General features: G+C 44.6%; 12 protein-coding genes. All 12 read right to left on the reverse strand.

The window, feature by feature from the left end; all coding sequences use genetic code 11:
• Positions 1–78 precede the first annotated feature (78 nt).
• The 12 genes from ACXX53_RS13120 to ACXX53_RS13175 all read right to left on the reverse strand — a co-directional run bounded on the left by ACXX53_RS13120 (position 79) and on the right by ACXX53_RS13175 (position 18,434).
• A complete protein-coding gene (locus ACXX53_RS13120) occupies positions 79–1,872 on the reverse strand; it encodes a glycoside hydrolase family 66 protein (RefSeq protein WP_458569102.1) in 1,794 nt (597 codons plus the stop codon).
• 23 nt (positions 1,873–1,895) lie between these two features.
• Positions 1,896–2,945 carry a Gfo/Idh/MocA family protein gene (locus ACXX53_RS13125; protein ID WP_458569103.1) on the reverse strand — a complete coding sequence of 350 codons (1,050 nt, stop codon included), beginning with the start codon at positions 2,943–2,945 and terminating at the stop codon, positions 1,896–1,898.
• A 56-nt stretch (positions 2,946–3,001) separates the two neighbouring features.
• Positions 3,002–3,730 carry a ThuA domain-containing protein gene (locus tag ACXX53_RS13130; RefSeq protein ID WP_458569104.1) on the reverse strand — a complete coding sequence of 243 codons (729 nt, stop codon included), beginning with the start codon at positions 3,728–3,730 and terminating at the stop codon, positions 3,002–3,004.
• A gap of 27 nt (positions 3,731–3,757) precedes the next feature.
• Complete coding sequence (locus ACXX53_RS13135; protein ID WP_458569105.1) at positions 3,758–4,723, reverse strand: carbohydrate ABC transporter permease; 966 nt, start codon at positions 4,721–4,723, stop codon at positions 3,758–3,760.
• Between the two features lie 14 nt (positions 4,724–4,737).
• Positions 4,738–5,586, reverse strand: coding sequence for a carbohydrate ABC transporter permease (locus ACXX53_RS13140; protein WP_458569106.1), 849 nt, complete (start codon positions 5,584–5,586; stop codon positions 4,738–4,740).
• Between the two features lie 65 nt (positions 5,587–5,651).
• Positions 5,652–7,919: a DUF5696 domain-containing protein gene (locus ACXX53_RS13145; protein ID WP_458569107.1), complete on the reverse strand. Its 2,268-nt coding sequence runs from the start codon at positions 7,917–7,919 to the stop codon at positions 5,652–5,654.
• Positions 7,910–9,937 carry a YIP1 family protein gene (locus tag ACXX53_RS13150; RefSeq protein WP_458569108.1) on the reverse strand — a complete coding sequence of 676 codons (2,028 nt, stop codon included), beginning with the start codon at positions 9,935–9,937 and terminating at the stop codon, positions 7,910–7,912. Before ACXX53_RS13150 ends, ACXX53_RS13145 begins: the two co-directional genes overlap by 10 nt.
• Position 9,938: 1 nt before the next feature.
• Positions 9,939–10,799 carry a carbohydrate ABC transporter permease gene (locus ACXX53_RS13155; protein WP_458569109.1) on the reverse strand — a complete coding sequence of 287 codons (861 nt, stop codon included), beginning with the start codon at positions 10,797–10,799 and terminating at the stop codon, positions 9,939–9,941.
• 32 nt (positions 10,800–10,831) lie between these two features.
• Entirely contained in the window at positions 10,832–11,770 is a 939-nt protein-coding gene (locus ACXX53_RS13160; protein WP_458569110.1) for a carbohydrate ABC transporter permease, read from the reverse strand.
• Positions 11,760–14,765 (reverse strand): extracellular solute-binding protein, encoded by a 3,006-nt coding sequence (locus ACXX53_RS13165; protein WP_458569111.1) that lies wholly within the window; start codon positions 14,763–14,765, stop codon positions 11,760–11,762. The genes ACXX53_RS13160 and ACXX53_RS13165 overlap by 11 nt, the downstream gene beginning before the upstream one ends.
• A 115-nt stretch (positions 14,766–14,880) precedes the next feature.
• The gene (locus tag ACXX53_RS13170; protein ID WP_458569112.1) at positions 14,881–16,473 is read right to left on the reverse strand and encodes an ABC transporter substrate-binding protein; all 1,593 of its coding nucleotides are present in this window, start codon (positions 16,471–16,473) and stop codon (positions 14,881–14,883) included.
• Positions 16,474–16,793: 320 nt separating this feature from the next.
• A complete protein-coding gene (locus ACXX53_RS13175; RefSeq protein ID WP_458569113.1) occupies positions 16,794–18,434 on the reverse strand; it encodes an extracellular solute-binding protein in 1,641 nt (546 codons plus the stop codon).
• Positions 18,435–18,443: the final 9 nt, after the last annotated feature.

Consider the following 18,443-nt stretch of genomic DNA (forward strand, 5'->3'; position numbering starts at 1 on the left):
TAATGGCCTGGCAAATATTCGGCTAACAAAAAACAGGTCAATTATGGCGGTATCTGACCATAATCAACCTGTTAAGATTTATTCTGATTTATAAGCTATCTTGACCATATCCCAGTATTTCAGCTTCGGCAGTTCAAGAGATACTTGATCGTCCTTCTGTTCAAACTTAAGCTCCACAGGCGATCCGTTATAGTAGTCCGGAGAAGCGAACATAATGCGGTCCACTTTCTTGCTAGTTTGAATCGCAACCTTCACATTGCTGCGTTCAGTCGGCTCGACTTGAGTCCCCTCGTTGTCATTCCAGTTCATCGTCACCGCATCTGTAAAATTAATAAAGTGGACGATGTCCATTCCATCCTTATGCTTGGCAAATGACCACACTTTACCTTGTGAAGCATACGGGGATATTGGCACATCGCCGGCTCCTTGAGCCGTTACCTTGGTATTTTCCAGCCCGTCGCGCAGCAGATTCTGATAGGCGACCATAAAGTCATAGTATCGAACCAATTGCTGCTCCAGCTCCTTAGGAATACTCAGATTCCGGTTCGGAAAATACTCACTGCAGAGCATATTCTCGCCAAGCTCCAAATGAGCGCCGCCGGAAGCAAAGATCACCGCATCCGTGAGCAGAACTCCCGGTGTATTGAACTCTCCCTTCGAGCTGCCCTTGCCATAGTTCATATATGCGGCAAGCACGGTATTCAATCTATCTTGGCTGAATACCTTATTCTTATCGATAATATCCTTGAGGTTGTTGTACCTTGGATGTCCGCCCCATACTTCAGTATAGAGGAAATTTAGCGGCGCATTCGCAGCCAGGTCCGTCAGAGCGTACTGGTCTACCGCATTCATGACATAATCCACATCCAGCTTCTGCTTGGCAGCCTGCAGAAAAGACACATACCCTGAAGGAAGCGAAGCAATATCCCCTTTGGCGGTCCACAGCGATCCCCGGTCACCCAGTTGATCCACATGCCAACCATCAAAAGGAAGCTTTTCAAACACCCGCGTCTCCTGTTCGATCAAATAATCTTGCCATTCCGGGTTCGCTGGATCATATACCATAATGTCGCTCGGCCAACTATCCGGAAGCGGATGTTTGTCCTGCTCGGTGGCGTTTGGATCCTTATACAGCCCCCACTCGCTCTTCACTCCGTCTTGCTCCGCGTCTTCATACGCACCAAATATCAAATTATAATTCATCGCTTTGATATTGTGTTCATGGGCCAAATCGATATAGCCTTTGACCGTACTCGAAGCAACGGGCCGGTTCGCAATATCCTTCCATTGCTTAGCGAGCTCTCCGTTCTCTATCTTAATCGGCGCATGATGCTTGTACTGCCAATCATAGAATTGTATACCGTTAATATGGAAACGATTCAGACGGTTAATAACCTTGGCCATATCCTCTGTTCTCATCTCATAAAAATCAGCCAGATAGCCATAACGAGGGAACTTGCTCCAGTCGGAGGAGACGTCCACCGCGATATTGTATTGGTCCTTTACTTCGCCCTTTTCAGAAAGGAACACCTCGACCATATACCCTTTGAAGTCCGCCTCAGGCGGCGTCCAATCCCAAATTGCTTCGTTTCCTTCCAGGTGCAGCTCCTGTTGCCCGATAAGTTCATCCAGATGACGATACTGCACATTCAGTTTAGCCCCGCTTATGGGTTGATTCATCTGCAATGTGAATTTTACCGGGTTACCCGGTGCATAAGCTGCCTTGTCTGTCGTGATCGACTTCACCATATTCTGAACCTTCACCTCTTCTGCTTTGATGCTGGTTTGCTTGCTGCATCCCGCCGACATGAGCATCAGGCAACCCAGCAGAATGATCATGGACCTGCCGTACTTCTTACGATGAAACAACATGTTTATGGCACCCCCATCCTGTTTTATAAGCGAATCACGGCCTTCCCTTCACTAGCCCTGATGACAGCATCTAACACCTCTTGGTTGCGATAGCCATCCATAAAACCAGGAAGTCCATCTGTGCAGCAGCCATCAAGCATTGACAAGAAATCCGCGTACTGCTTGACCTTACAATGATTCGGTACTTCGAGCGTCATCTTCACCAGTTGTCCTGGCGCTTCCTCGCGGATCCAGATGAGCTGATCCGGATCTAGCGTTGAAGCGTGAATCGTACCACAATCTCCATAGATGGATATCTCGTGTTGATTGCCTGATCCGATGGCGTTGCGCGTTGTCTGGAAGACACCTAAGACGTCTCCTGTCATCCGTGCTTGGAAACTCGCGAAGTCGTCAACCTCGATCTTGACCATGTTTCCGCTCACAGGATCTATTCGTTCTGGTACGATCGTGTAGAGCTGTGCAGACAGCTCCACGAATTCTCCGAAGATAAAGCGCGCCAGATCGATCATATGCGATCCCAGATCGCCAAGCGTTCCAGTACCGGTAATATCCTTATCGAATCTCCACACATAAGGGACGTTATATTGCGGTGCACCCCATCCCTGCAAATACTGAGCCGAGAAGCTGCTCACTGCTCCTATCTTTCCATCTCGCACGAGCTCCCGCGCATACCGGAAAGCTGGTGTATAGCGGTAGGTAAAGCCAATCATGGCCGGTACCGGCTGCTGCTCGTACAGCTCCAACAGCGGTACTGCCTCCTCAAATATTCGAGTAAACGGCTTCTCAGCTAAGAACGGTTTACGTGCCAGGAGGCAGGCACGGATGATGTCCGCATGGACGTTATTTGGTGTCACGGATACTACGACATCAACGTCAGGATCTTCTATCAACCGCAAGAAGCTTACATAACGCTTGCCTGCGGTGATTCCAAGCTGATCACCAATAATGGCCAACGCATCATCGTTCACATCGCTTACTGCAACGATCTCAAAACGACCTTCGGCATTCATCCGCCGAATATGCTCTTGAGCCATCCCTCCCAATCCGATCAGACCGATTCGATACTTATTCATGTCAGGTCCCCCCCAACACCGTCAGAATCTATTGCAACTTTACCTTCATGTAAATATCAGTTCACTTTCTCCGCAATGAGTTCTAATGGCTGCGCATGACCATATACCGGGCGATTGCGCTTGACAGGCTGAGCCCATCTAACTGCATTCACAATGACACGTTGAATTTCTGGGTTATGATATGTCGGGTAAGTTTCATGTCCCGGTCTGAAATAAAATACTTTTCCGTTTCCGCGCGTATAGGTGCAGCCGCTTCGGAATATTTCGCCGCCTTCAAACCAGCTCACCAAAACAAGCTCATCCGGTGCCGGAATATCAAAATGTTCGCCGTACATTTCTTCTTTTTCCAATTCGATATATTCGCCGATTCCTTCTGCAATCGGGTGGCTCGGCGCCACAACCCAGAGACGTTCCGTTTCATTCGCTTCGCGCCATTTTAGATCGCAGCTTGTGCCCATTAATGCTTTGAAGATCTTGGAGAAATGACCGGAGTGAAGCACGATCAATCCCATTCCATCCAGCACGCGCTGCTTTACTTTGTTGACAATTTCATCTTTCACTTCTTCGTGCGCAAGATGTCCCCACCAGATCAGCACATCCGTATGGTTTAACACCTCATCGGTTAGGCCGTGTTCGGGTTCATCCAGAGTAGCTGTTCCCGCATCAAATCCTGCTTCTATTAGAAATCTCGCAATCGCGCCATGGATTCCTTCTGGGTATATCTCACCCACAACCGGATTATGCTGCTCATGTCGATTCTCATTCCATACCGTTACCTTTAACATATAAGCGATACCTCTCTCTGCAAGTTTTTACTCACCGGTGATACCGGTCTTGTCGATACTTTCTACGAACCACCTTTGTACAACTAGATACATGATGGCTAGCGGAAGAATAGATAGGAGGGTCCCTGCAAAGGCCTTGGCCTCCGTATAGCTTAAGTTCGGATTCTTGCTGATATCGCCCGCACCGCTAGCTTTGATCGCTCCGTTGAGATTATTGCCCAATTCTCCTAACAGCATAGGAACGGTCTGAATCTTACCATCCAAATAGAAGGAAGTTAAGAACGTCTCATTCCAATAGATAGAGAATCCGTAAACCCCTACGATAATAAAAGCCGGACCAACCATCGGGATCGCAATCTTCCAGAACGTCTTAAAGGCACCTGCTCCATCGATATATGCGGCTTCCTCCAACGACTTCGGAATCATTTTGAAGAACTGATAGAAGATCAGAATAAAGAGTGCTGCTTGCTCTCCTTGACCGCTTAATGCAGGCACCACAAGCGCCCCGAGATTCCCTTTCAGCCCCATCTCGGTAAAAATCTGAAATCTAGGAATGAATAACAGCGTTTTTGGAACGATGTAGGTAAACAGCAGCAAGGCAAACACGATACTCTTACCTCTAAATTCGAAACGTGCCAAACCGTAGCCTATGACCGCAGAAGACACAATGACACCTATTGTCGAAGCGCCTGCTACTAAAGCAGTCGTAACGAACGAGTTCGGGAGTTTGAGCGCATTCCATGTCAACTCATAGTTCAGTGTATATAGAGTGGATGGAATCCACTCCACACTGTTGTCAACCAGGTCCAGGTTAGACATAAGGCTTGCCGACAACATGTAAAGCAGCGGATATAAGAACACAAACCCAAAGATCGTGAGAATCGCATATGTGGCTGCTTTATAGGCAAGACCGTCGCTTATCTGCATCCCCAAGAGATGCTTTTTTAACGTTGGTATGTGCTTTTTCGCTTCTTTCTTAACACGTGGAAACATGCTGGACAATGTGATCACCTTCCCTTCGAGTCCTTAACGCGAGTTGTATAGTACAGGATGAATATAAGTGCGACCTGAACAAAGGAGTACAGAATCGAAAGGGCGGAAGCATACCCTTCTCGCCTGGACCCGTCGAACTTGGACTGCATAATAATGGAGTTGATCGGGTTCGTTTCAAAATTGGCCAGGAATACAATTACATAAATCATGCTTACACCTACCAACGGATATATAGTAGGCAAGGTAATCTTCCAGAAAGAAGTCCACGGAGAGGCTCCGTCGATTGAAGCCGCCTCGTACAAGCTCTTGCTGATCTTCTGCAGCGCCGCCAGGAAGATGAGAATCGGAATGGCGCTATACCACAACAATTGAACGATGAGTTCAAAGACGTCGGCAATCAACAATACGACACCCTTAGAGGGAATTACCGTGTAGATGATTTCCAGAATAAAACGGTTTTCAATGATCGACATTCCTCCGTAACTGCTCATATTCTTCATCAGCTCACCATTTAAAATAATGATGGGCAAGAAGAATAGCAGGCGATAAAACGCCTTCCCTCTTATTTTTTGATTGAGCAGTACGGCGATAATGATCGATAAGGCTATAATGACCGGAACATACAGCAGTGTGCTGACAAAGTAATTTTGAGCTTCGATGACAAAGTCGATATCTTCAAACAATATTCTCCTGTAATTGTCCAGTCCGACCCATTTATATCTCCATCCCGTTTTGAATCCAAAGGAAACATTATTGAAGCTCATGAAGATGGTCCGATACAACGGGTATGCAACAAATGCAAGGAAACCGAAAATCCAAGGGCTGATGAAGAGTAAGCCAGTTAAGCCTTGTTTACTCCTCATGCTCAGTCGAATTTTTTTGGGCTTAACGTTTCCTGTTTCCGAATTACCTTTAGCGGTAATAGTCTTCATAGAATCTCAAACCCTTTTGATTTAATTTTCACATCTTCGTAGATATAATCCGAACTGTTGTAATTGATGAGTATCTTCTTGCCATTGTCATACTCAACCAGTACCACCCCGGCATCAATAATCCGATGATCGATCATTTCGCTGCCTAATACCTCACTCAACGCTGTACGAATAGAGGTGTAATAATAATCGATACGATCCTCTAAATACTTCAACTCCGAGGTAAAGATATCATTAGATGCGGTATATTTAATGTCATAGGTCGACTCGCCTGTTAATACAAAGGACGGAAAGACTCCATATTCAACTAACCGCAGCATGGTATCGGCATCGTTGGAGGATAGATTCATGTACGGTGAATACATATCCGCATAACCGCTCAAGACAAGCGGTACCAAAGGAATGGTAGCATCGATGAATATGAGTTCCGAAGAAGTGATCGGCGCGTCGTAATAATCGCTGATGTATTTATACAGATAAGCATCAGGCTGATACATGCCAGTTTCTATGCCGCTATCGTTTAGAACCTGCAGCACATTTTCTGTGTAAGCCATTCCCTCGTTCGAATAACCAATGGTTCCATGATCGTAATGAGTGAATAGACCTGTTCCGAATCCATCCAATGCCAGCGATCCAATGTTATGCTTTTTATAAGCATCGAGATCTTTTTCGGCTAGAGTCTTGTAATATTTCGGGTTATTCAAATAGTTCATTAACCCTTTAGTATCATTTATCATTTCTAGATCTTTTCTGTTCATTTTGCTCGCTGTATATTTCGTTTTTTCGAAATAGGATCGGGCATAATCAACATAATAGCTAAACTTAATCTGGTTAGAGGTGAAGTAATCCAACGTTTCCTTAAAGTCTTTGCTTCCGCCGAGGCTGCTCATGACGTCGAAACGATAGGAAAAGTCATCTGCGATGAAGGTTTTGAATATCACATTCAGATTATCGTAACCTTTATCTACTAGTGTCTTCACAATCTCTTGCGCTTGCTTATACTTCGTCGCCGGCACATTTTCAATACCCAGCGTTCCCCAGGTGATTTCGTTATTAATAAAATCAATTCTCATCGGGACCTTATCATGCGCAAGCTCGGTTTTCTTCAACCCGTCTTTCTTGACCAGGAAATCACGGAAGCCTTTTGCTACCCCGACATAGTTTGCTTGCTTGTCGCTTAGAAAAACATAACGCTGGACCAGTTCAAATTTATTCGGCTGCTCCTGAAAACCTAGGATACTCTGATCTTTTTTAACCCGGCTTTGGAACTGGGCATATGCCGTCCGGTAGTTATACGTGAAATACGATTGATAATATTGGGATTGCAAGTCCCTTGATTCATAATTGTAGGTCGCGTAGCTAGAGCCGTTTTCCGCGATGACCAACACGCCGGCATGATCAACATCATGAATAATTCCGTAAATCGGTAATGACACTCTTTCCAGAGGCTTTACCGTAATTCTTTTAGAATTCATCTCCGCAGTGCCTTCATATCCTGGATCTTGGCCATACACAGGAGCTGAATATCCGGTTGCGTACTTCGGTACTTCATCCAGCTTCACAATCGCTCCGGATCCGTCAGGAATGACGATATATCCGTCTTCTTTGTGCGTTGTGCTTCCGAAGAACGGATACACAATAATCTCGCTTAATGAAATATCGTTGTTGCCGGCCTTCCATAACTTCGGGTTATATTCCTGAATGCTCTCACGTGGGATTTTAACAATTACATCCCCTTGCTGCAGCGTGACAACCACATCAAATTTGATCTGAGCCTTCGCAAAATCAATCGACGCGATAAATCCATCCTCTGTTTGCTGAAATGACTTTTCCGCCCGATCACCCAGTATCGTTCTGCGACCTGGTGTAAATTTGTCGTAGGTTATGATGGAGATACCCGACTTGATGTATGCGATCATATCAGCGCTGTATCCTGCCCCTTTCATATCCATACCGACGTCATAGGAGAACCAGGTATACCCATTGCATTTATCCTTGACCGCTATCGCAACAGTCTCTTCCTCAAGATAAAGTTCCAACTGTTCATTGTCGGCTACCTTTTTGAAGGTAGCCGGAATTTTTGCGGCGGAGGCTTTGATTGCACATGTGTTCGGCGTATCGTTAACAGCAAAGCTATTAGGGTTGCTCTCTGCTGCAGCGATCCCATATTTAACATCCTGGACATCGCTCAACAGGAAGTTCACACCGAATGCTGCCAGTATGAGAAATACGATTCCGAATTTTAAGTATTTTTTTAGAACCATCTTTTGCTCGCCTCCGTAACCACATCTTGCACGAAACCAAGTAACTGACTGCCGATCGAATAGATGACAAATAGGAACAATCCGATAATCAGCATGGTAAATACGCTTCTAAAAATGACGCCGATTGTTTCACCGACCTCATAATTGTGAATATCCTTGATCATAAAGAACATTAGGAATGCGACCCAGATCAACATGGCCTGAATCGGCAAATGATAAAATACCGACTGCTCTAACGTTAATCCATTGCTGAACAGAATGAGCAGCGGCATGATGACAAGCACTGGACTCAAGGAGTATGCCGTAGCGTTATAGACATCCCTAAATTTCCCTTCACCATCAGAGATGGAGCAGATTAAGTAATTGGACACCATCCATAATGCGGCAAGCCCGATAAAGATCCATAATTCATACACAATATAAAATCCTTGTTCGGGTACAAATAATGGATTGGTGTACTTATTGTGCAAGATGAAAAGGATGACAACCAAAAGGTATATAACGGTTGACGATTTCCTTGAAACCCTTTTCTCAGACTGTATCTGATAGAATCCTTCCAGCGGCTGCTTCAAGAAAGTAAAGACATAGAGTAAATCGTCGACGATCTTAACCTTTTTCACATAGGCTTTTAGCTTGCCGGTTATCTTTGAACCGTACGCATAGCGCTTATTTAATATTTTATGAGTGTAACTAATAAGCAAGATGGCAAGGAGAGCACCAAACACAATGTTCAAGTTGTTTTGCAGCCATGCTTGGCGAATCTCATAAAAGGCTTCCGATATACCCGTCTTATATTTCGCATAGCCGAATTCCTCACTGGCACCAGCAGTATCACCTTCACGGAGGAATGCATCACCTAAACCGATGCGGGCTTTGTCAAACTTCGAGTTATATTGGAGCGTATACTTCCAAAGGTCTCTACTCTTTGCATAATCACCGTCTTGGTAAGCATCCATTGCGTTATGAACGGCGTCAGAGAATTCAGTTGAGCGATAGTTTTGAATCAGCTTCGTGCCCTGATCAACGACTATTAGTTCATCTGAAGAGTTGGACGCGATGCTTATAGGTCGATTCAAGAGACCTAACCGGCTGGAGTTGAAGTCTTTCCCTCCAAACAAAAACAATAGCTTCCCATTCGTGTCGTACTCGAATATCCAACCGTCAGAACTAACGGAGAACACGTTATTATGCTTGCCGATCCACACGCTCTCCATCGAAAATGATCCAACGATACGATCCGGAAAATAATTGGATCCCGATACGTTAAACTTCTTGATCGGATTGGTCTCGATCGAGGAAGTAACTGTATAGATAAAGCCTTTCTTATCGATCGCAAGATTGTTCGGCACATCAGAGAATACCTTCTGAATCTTCGCTTCCTGTACTTCTGTCAGGAAGATGGACCGCACTTGGTCCAGCAAAGGGACATTCAGCGGGTTAGCACCGAAGAAGGTAATAAACTCCCCGTCTCTGTTTAACATGATCAATCCGTTTACAGAACCCGTGCTTCTCACATAAATATTGCCCCTGATATCAACCGCGACGTGAGTCGGTGTAAATTCATAGCCTTCCTTAAAGATCGGCGAGTCTGGTTTACCGATCTCTTGAACTAACGTATGAGACGGCTTGTCGAATATTAGAATCGTATTCTTCGCCGTATCCACCACATAGATGTACTGTTCGGTTACGAACGTACTTTTTATGGCTGAGAACTTATCGCTGGTCAGCTCTTTATAAAAGCGAAAATCTTGATCCAAGATAAACACTTTGTTTAAGGCGCTGTCCGTAATATAGACGTAGTCCTGATCATCAACAAATACATGCTCAGGCATCCCTAGCCTCTGACCGTTAATCACGCTGATCTGCGTGGTCGGCGTATAAGCAGTCTGCGTCTTCTGAGTAAAGCCATCGCTGTCACTCGTGTAAGTGAAGTATGGAGCCTCGGCGGCAGCGTAGGCATTATACGTAAAGAAGAACAGAAGCACAAATGACGTAAAAAACTTCAGTGTTTTCCTCATATTACTTAATCCCCGTATGCGCCATGGAGTCCATGACTTTATTTTGTAAAATAATAAATAATATCAAGTTAGGTACAAACATCACCAATCCAGCCACAGCAGACAATCCCGCACCGGCTACAATATTGCCTGACGACCCGATTAAGGTACCCAAGTAGAACGGTAGCGTCCGCAAGGACTCGTCATCCATAAAGACGGACGAACTCTCGCCATTGCCCCAGCTTGCCTGGAAAGTTAGAATCGCAACCGTAACTAGAGCCGGCTTGACAAGCGGTAACATCACATTCCAATAAACTCGCCAATTCCCTGCCCCATCCATCTTGGAAGCCTCGATCAGATCGTCCGGAACTTGATCCATAAATTGCTTGATCAAGAAGATCCCGATCGGCATCGCCAGCATCGGAATGATGTGAGCGAGATACGTATTGTATATCCCCAGCTTCTCAATAATTAAGAATCGAGGAATTGCAACCGCTACTGGAACGAGCATCAACGACAACGTATTGACCTTATTAAAGGTGTCCTTACCTTTGAATTTCAGCTTCGACAATGCGAAAGCCGCTAGTGAGCTAATAAGCAAGGTAAGCAGAATAACCGCGGTCGTTGTAACTAAGCTGTTGAACAAGTATCTGGAAGCCGGTATTCCCGATTCCGATGAGAATTGAAATAACAGGCGGAAATTCTCAAGCGTCGGATTCTGAACGAAAAACCTTGGCGGATACGCGAACAGCTCAGTGAACGGCTTGAAAGCATGATTCACGATAAAGATGATGGGAAGCCCCATGAAAATACTCATCAGAATTAAAAACACATGAAAGCCTAATTGATCCTTATGAAGTTTACTCGGGTTAATCTTGACCATTCTTCTCACCACGCTAATGGGAAATAGTGCGACTAATCCTTGTCGCCAAACAATTTGTAGCTGATTCTATTGAATAAAATAACGATGCACAACAGAACAATAGTGACTGCAGATGCATATCCCATCTCGTAACGAACGAATCCAAAGTCGTTAGCATGGTCGACGATCAACCATCCGGCATACTGCGGTGGAGGTGAACCACCGCTGAGTGTTGCCGCGACCCCCGATGCGTTAAAGGTACCGATGATAGCCATGACCGCTCCGAATAGCATCTGGGGCTTCATCGATGGAATCGTGATAAAGAAGATTTCCTGCCAACGGTTTCGAATACCGTCGATATAGGCAGCTTCATATAACGCTTTATCAATGTTTAGCAAGCCTGCCAGCATAGCCAGAAATCCTACACCCATGCTCCCCCACAGTCCGATAAAGATCATGATCGGAACCAGCAGCTCCGGTGATTTCAACCATTGCAGCGGCTCCGAAATAATGCCCATATCTAGGAGCCAATAGTTTAAGTAGCCTGTGCGGTCTCCGCTGAACAGTACCCTCCATACAATCCCCATCATGACAGGCCCCGTAACCGAAGGAGAATAAATAATGACGGTATAGATGGTTCTGATTCGATGGGGAACTTGCGATAGCATCCAAGCCAGCAAGAACGCCAGCATATATCCGATAGGTCCTACAATGACGGAATATAACAATGTATTGGACACGGCATGCTGCAAAAATACCGTATCGCTTGTGAATAGATCGATGAAATTTTGGAATCCGACAAATTTTGGAAACTCAACCGTGTTAAAATAAGTTAAAGATAACCCCGCCGCAACAGCTACCGGTAAAACGATCAGCAGCGTAAAGAACGCAGCATACGGAAAGATAAATAGATAAGGAGAATCTGTCAGTTTATAAAATCTTTTTTTCGTTTGCCGGTTTACCTCGACGTTTATCCTAACGTTACTTTCCATTGATTCTCACCCAATTCTCTACATTTTCGATCGTTGGAACAACGTAAGGTTTGATCAATTTCCCATTCTCGATATAGCCAAACTCTTTCAATTTTCGTTCCAATTCCCTGTTGACGGTTTTGACGGCATTGTCGATTGCACTTCGCGGGTTTTGTTTGTCGAACACCACTTTGTTCCATGCATTGCTGATTTCACGTTCCAGCACATAATCTCCAGGAACTTTTCCAGTTGCTTGAATCCATTTCCATTGCTCCAAGATCACGTCTTTAGAGTCGGCAGGCCATGCGCTCTTTTCAAACCCTTCAACGTTTGCCGTCATGTATAAGAATTTATCTCCCAGAGTCGCTTGAATGTTATAGGAGAACGCGCTTTGTGTCTCGGCGCTTGCCCACCACTTGATAAATTCCCATGCTGCTTCTTTTTTGTCGCTGCTCTTGAAGATGATACTTGTGCTTCCGTAGGTTGGATCCCAGCGTTCAATAACTCCGTCTGCATTTTTAACACCAGGTATCGGAAGTATCCCCCACTGTCCGGCAAGCTCAGGAGCAGCGTACTTTAATTGAATATAGGTATTCGCGTCACCGATACCGACCGGCGTCTTTCCGTCTCTAAAGCTCTGGAAAAATTCCGAGGTTGTGATCGGGATGTTATACACCGTAAAGAGGTCTGTCATAAATTCAAATGCCTGATAGGCTCCGTCTTTGTTAATTACCGTCTTACTTCCAGTAGAGTCATACAAGTTCCCGCCAAATTGATAAATGAACGGCTGGGTAACGTCAAATCCCTTGTATGCACTATCCGAGCCCAGCGGCGTATAGAAGTTCATATCATACTTTTGCAGCATAGGAACGAGGCTGGTGACATCTTCCCATGTTTGCGGCGGTTCTTCTCCAATGAACTTCAAGATATCTTTGCGGTAAAATAATAATTTGACGCCTTGTGTTTCCGGGATAGCATACACACCATCGTCATATATGAAGGGTACGAATGTGCTGGGATTGAATTGTTCAGCCAAATCGTAGAATCCATCATACGTTCTTAAGTTTTCGATAATACCCCTGAGCGCCAGCTCGAAAGGTTTTCCATGGCTGACCCCTAAGGCTGCATCAGGTGTGCTGTTCGCCGCATTCGATAACACAATCTTGTTCTCATCCGGCAGGAGAGACAATTTGACTTTGATTCCCGTTTCAGGCGTAAACCCTTCGTCAATCATCCGCTGCATGATTTCGACATACAGTCGGGACTGATTCACCCATACATCAACCGTGTCATCGTCTATTTTCGCAGCGCTTGCATATCTAGGATTCGTAAAGGAATAGAAGAACGCTTTTGTACTTTCCATAACGCTGGTTATCATACCGGCTTGAGGCGCAGGGAGCTCGCCCCCATCATGGATGTATATCTTGTCTAGGTGCATCGGATTATAGATCAGCATAGGAAGTATCGTTTTAATCTTGCCGTATGCCGATGATTGCCCTTCATTAAATCTGCTCATATAATGCGGCAGGTCTTCCGGATCTTCGATAAAATCACGGATGAGATCCTCAGCAAGCTCCAGTTCTGAAATGATCGGCAAATCATCCGTCTTGGTCTGTTCAATCAAAGCTATTTTTTGTTCGTGGATATTACCTGCGATCACTTGCAAATAAGTGGTTATCTCAGGGATGTATTTTTCGATCTTCCACTTCCGTTCTTTGTCGACAAGGCCGCCGGTTAACCGATGCACTTCTTGAGCTGTAGAATCGATAATTTTCAATGTCTTAAGCAGTTCATGATAGATGTCTCTCATATCCGAGTTGTATATAGATAGCGTTAGGGTATGATCGCCCTTTTCCAAGTAAATTTGATAGGGTTCCCCATCTTCATTCTGCAGCGTTTCATTCTTCCAGCCGCTTGAATAGTCAAATGAATAGTTCTCCAGCTCTTTGAACGGGACTTCCCCATCAATTTCAATCCTTCTGTTTGTCGGCATCCCATTATTGGTATTTTGTGAATATTTGAACGTTAGATTATAGTATCCGCTTTCATTTACAGCAAATTGATAAGATACCTGGTCTCCACTTTCACCGAATGAATAGCCGTCCAATACATTCATCACTCGATGTTTGTAGGAATAAGGCGTAACTTGTGGATCTCTGACATATTTGGTTCGAATACTTTGTCTGCTCTTGTGAGAAACATCTTCAGCCTCGATCGTAACGAGGTCGTTGGAGCCCTTTTCCGTTCCCCTTTTTATCGTGCGGTATTCTTCATATGTCGCTGGGGAGGCTAACGTATTCTTAAGCTCCACTTTACCGATTAGAATATAACCTTCGTTCAGTGTGATGCTGATTGTGTTTTTTCCTTTGTTCAAATGAAACTTCAGCGGCTCGGAGAAGAAGAAGTTAGGATCAGCCAAGCCTTCTTGCTTCCACTTCGACACTAGCTCCGACTTCGGTGTCAATTCATCGCCATAACGGTCAACCTTATAGCCAGCCGCTTCTATCTGCCAATCCATCGCGAGCCTAACTTCGTTCATCTCGTTGTACTGATTCTTGCCGTTCACATCGACATCAAGCTCAGGCATCAATGAAGTTTTACCTGTGATGTTGTAATCAAGCCATATTTCATACAGCCCTTGCTCAGAAACATCTACATCAAAAGTTAAGATATCTTTGGGTGCGAGATAGACTACATCGCCGCCATATCCATCGCTTTTTGCATTACTGTATACTTGGCCGCCGCTCATTTGTGCAGCTAGAATGTTGTAATTCCGATCCGGAACGGGCACCTTCTCTTGTTCCCATTTCTTAAAGACACTGTAGTAATTGCTTTCCTCATCGTATTTATCGATATACGCTTCGACAACTGCGACACTGCGTTCATAATCGGCCTTGGATAGCTCTTTTCCAGAGCCGTCCTTCTTCATGTAATTGCCGCCGACAAATAAACCGACTACAATTACGATCAGGAATAGACCTGCAGTAAAATACACAAGTTTCTTTTTTGTCGTCACTTGATCACAACCTAACAGAATCAATTTTTCGAAATAAGCCAAATTTTCTGATAATAAATCAATAGTTTCTAAATGAATGATCTTCAAATAGAAACTATTGATTGTTCATCTTAAATTATTTACTATTGTATTCACTCAAGTAATCATCAAGTGTCTTATTCAACAATGCGTCCCATTCAGGAGCAATATCGCTGTACTTTTTACCTTCATCTCTGATGTCGTTTCTAATTTCCCACGGATTTAATGTTTCGTAGGCCTTAACTACAGCAGGAATGTTTCTTGGGAAGGCCACAGCATTAGAGAGCATCTGTTGGAAATCTACATTTTGGAACGCTTTGAAATTAAACATGGCCAAACTGCTGCCTTCTGGGAATCCCTTAACGAGAGGATGATGCTTCAAGACTTCAGGATTGGTTGTAATCGGCCAGCCCATGATAAAGTCCATCAATCGATCTTCCGCTCTTAACGGCGCATCCTCTGGGAGATTGCTATATTCATCAATCAATGCCCAGCGGGACTTCAACCCTTCTTCACTGTATGTCAGCCATTTTATTAACTGGAATGCTGCTTCTGCCTTTACCGGATCCTCCGCCAATGCGCTGGATATACTCATCGTGTCATAGTAAGCGCGGATAGCGGTTGTGCCGCCCTCAGGGGCTTTCGGCATTGGGTAGATATCGATTTCCATTTTTCGTGTTTTGATCAATTCATTCACATCTGAACTCAGCCCATACAACCACACGTTTCCGACTGCTTCTAATCCGTCACCCCAAGACCAGCTTAATTCTCCAACCTTTTTCTTTCTTTCTGCCTCAGGCAGGTCATAGAAGTGAAGTCCTTCCTTGCCTTCATTGGAAACCAGATTGAGCCATTCGCCAAATCGTTTGCTATCGGTATAATCAAATTTCCGAGTATCAGTATTGAACCCTTTCCAACCGTTTGGAACACTGTCAAAGTAGTGCGGCCCGATCTCGATAAAGTCGATCATTCCAGGGAAGATCGGCTTATTAGGAGTGAGCTTCGCTACTTCCGCACGCAAATGCTCATAATCTTCATAAGTCCAGTTATATGGTGGAATCGCGATATTATTTTCCTTTAACAGCTTTACGTTAATAGCCGGGAATTGTCCTACGGACATCCAAGCTACCCCGTAAGTTTCTTTACCGTCATACGTTTTCATAATGCTTCTCGCATTATCAGAGATCCATTTGGAGTCTGGGTCAGCTTCAAGGAAAGGCGTTAAATCTAACGTCAGCTCTCTATCGTACGCTTCAGCTGAAAGCGGTGAATAGAATATATCAGGCAGCGTTCCTTCCATCGCTCTTGCCGTCAAGATTTCGAGCTCATCTGTATCGCTTTGCTCAATAGCAAATTGACGATCGCGAACGACTTTGATGTTCGGATACTTTTCTTCAAACTTCCGGATGTTTAGATACAACGGATTGGTATCGTCATTTTCGCCATAGTAACGATGCGCAAATAACAATTCGATCGGCTTCTCTTGCCAATCCGCAACTCCGTTGCCATCTTCGTCAGTACCGTTGACTTCAGCGGCCTTATCTCCTTCTTTCTCCTCCCCTTTTGGAGTAACGGTTTCTGTCTTATCCGTCTTCTCGGGTTCAGCTTCATTCGAATCTGATGAACAAGCGGACAACACAAGTGAAAAAAGTAACACAAATGAAAGCAATAAAGAAATTCTTCTTTTCATGTTGACCCTCCATTTCTTTTTATACTTCGTAGTTGCGTCTTCATATATAAATTATAGTGAATGTTCCATTTGTTAGGTTAGGAAGTAGTCGCTAGTTAAGGTAGATAAATGACTGTAGATTTCAGAGTTGTATCCAGGATGTTCTTCATCCTGACGGCATTACTCACCCTGTTTACCCACCATTAGTCCACCATTGTCTGGAAGCTCCGCAGAAATATGATTTTAGAGAAAAAGCGGCCTTTAAACACCTCCCCTCGACAAGTTGCTTATCGACGAGCGTGTAAAGGCCGCTTCCTAAACCAAGCTGGATGCTCTATCTATTATTCCTGTTTTATCGCCTTTGCAACTTCACTCGTAATGAGATCGCCGCCTTTCTCCTTCCAGTCCATGACCCATTCATCAAATGCTTCGAGCGGAGCGACTCCCATAATGATCTGAGTAAACACATCTTTTTCCGAGTCCAACAGATGCCGCCATTGGGTTTCCATCGTTTCCGTATATGAATTATAAACACTGCTTATTTTGTTCAGCTTCGGATCAAGCAGATTTCTTCCACCTACCAACAGAGAATAAGCCCGTTTGAAATTGTTGTCCCATGTATACCAGTATTCGATATCCGTAAGATCAAATGGCATCAATTTTGTATTTCTTATGGTATACAAGTCATTATGCAGCTGTGTATATGTAACTTTATCCGCGAAATCCTCTTTCTTGCGAACTCCCGTTAATACATCATTCAAGGCTTCTACTGAAAAAGAAATCTCATCACGCATAGACATGGAAATCCGAAGAGGTTGGAAGTCCACCCCGTATTTATACTCGTCTCTCAGAATAAGATTCGCTACTTTAATAGCAGCCTCAGGATGCTTATAGCCTTTACGAACGACAACAAACGATTTCGTCGGCTGAAACACTTTGGCACTATACTTCCCATTCGCATCGAGAGGCAAAGCATAAGCTTGCCAGTTTGCTCTTGGATTGTTCTTCAACGCTTCCGGTACCGGCCAATATCCTCCTGTGTACGGAGCGAAAAAGATTCCAGCTTTACCGTCAATTACGACTTCTGCGACGGATTCGCTAATACCTATCTCCTGATAGATCAGTTTGTTGGCGTACAGATCGCGCAACTTGGCAAGCGCTTCCTTCGTCTCCGGCTGGATCGACCCATAGACTAGGTTGCCTTCAGCATCATTCAGCCAAAAACCTGGGTAAGCGTTATAAGCGGAAAAGATAGGATCTAAATTAAAGCTATCAGGACCGGCATGATAATCATCATAGAGAGCAGCGCCCGTGACGATCCCTGCCGTATCCGCTCTTCCATTGCTATCAGGGTCTTGCTCAACAAATGCCCTCGCTATTCCTTCCAATTCATCCATTGTTGTGGGAGGCTGAAGCCCGAGTCGATCCAGCCAGTCCTTGCGTATCCACATCATGCTGATATCCTCAGCACTTACGGATGGAAGAGCAAGCAATTTACCGTTGAAAGTGGCCTGTTCCAGCGCATCCCCGTTTGTGCTGTCAATAATACTTTTCATGACAGGCGATGCATACTCATCATAAATCTCCGTCAAATCCGCAAGCTCATCGGCCTTGACCATTTGGTTGAGTTGGAATTGAGAGACGACCATCGCATCCGGCAGCGTATTGCTCGTAATCGCCAAGTCCATCTTCTGCTTCATATTCTGATTGGTGACGATCCAATCGACTTTGATATTTACATTTAACGTATCTTTTATAGCCTCAACCCAAGGATTATTAGCCGGAGTATCCCCCATGTAAGATTTAAAATTAGGGTCTACCCCCATTCCGACACTTAATGTAACGGGTTCCTCGTATTTACCGAATGGAAGATATTCCTCACTTTCCGTCATAGAAACGGAATGATGCGTACTTGATCTGCCACAAGCAGATATCAATATCAACAATACGATAATGACTATCTTGACGCTTTTGGTCTGCATTTGATCTCC

This window comes from Paenibacillus marinisediminis, from assembly GCF_054343325.1.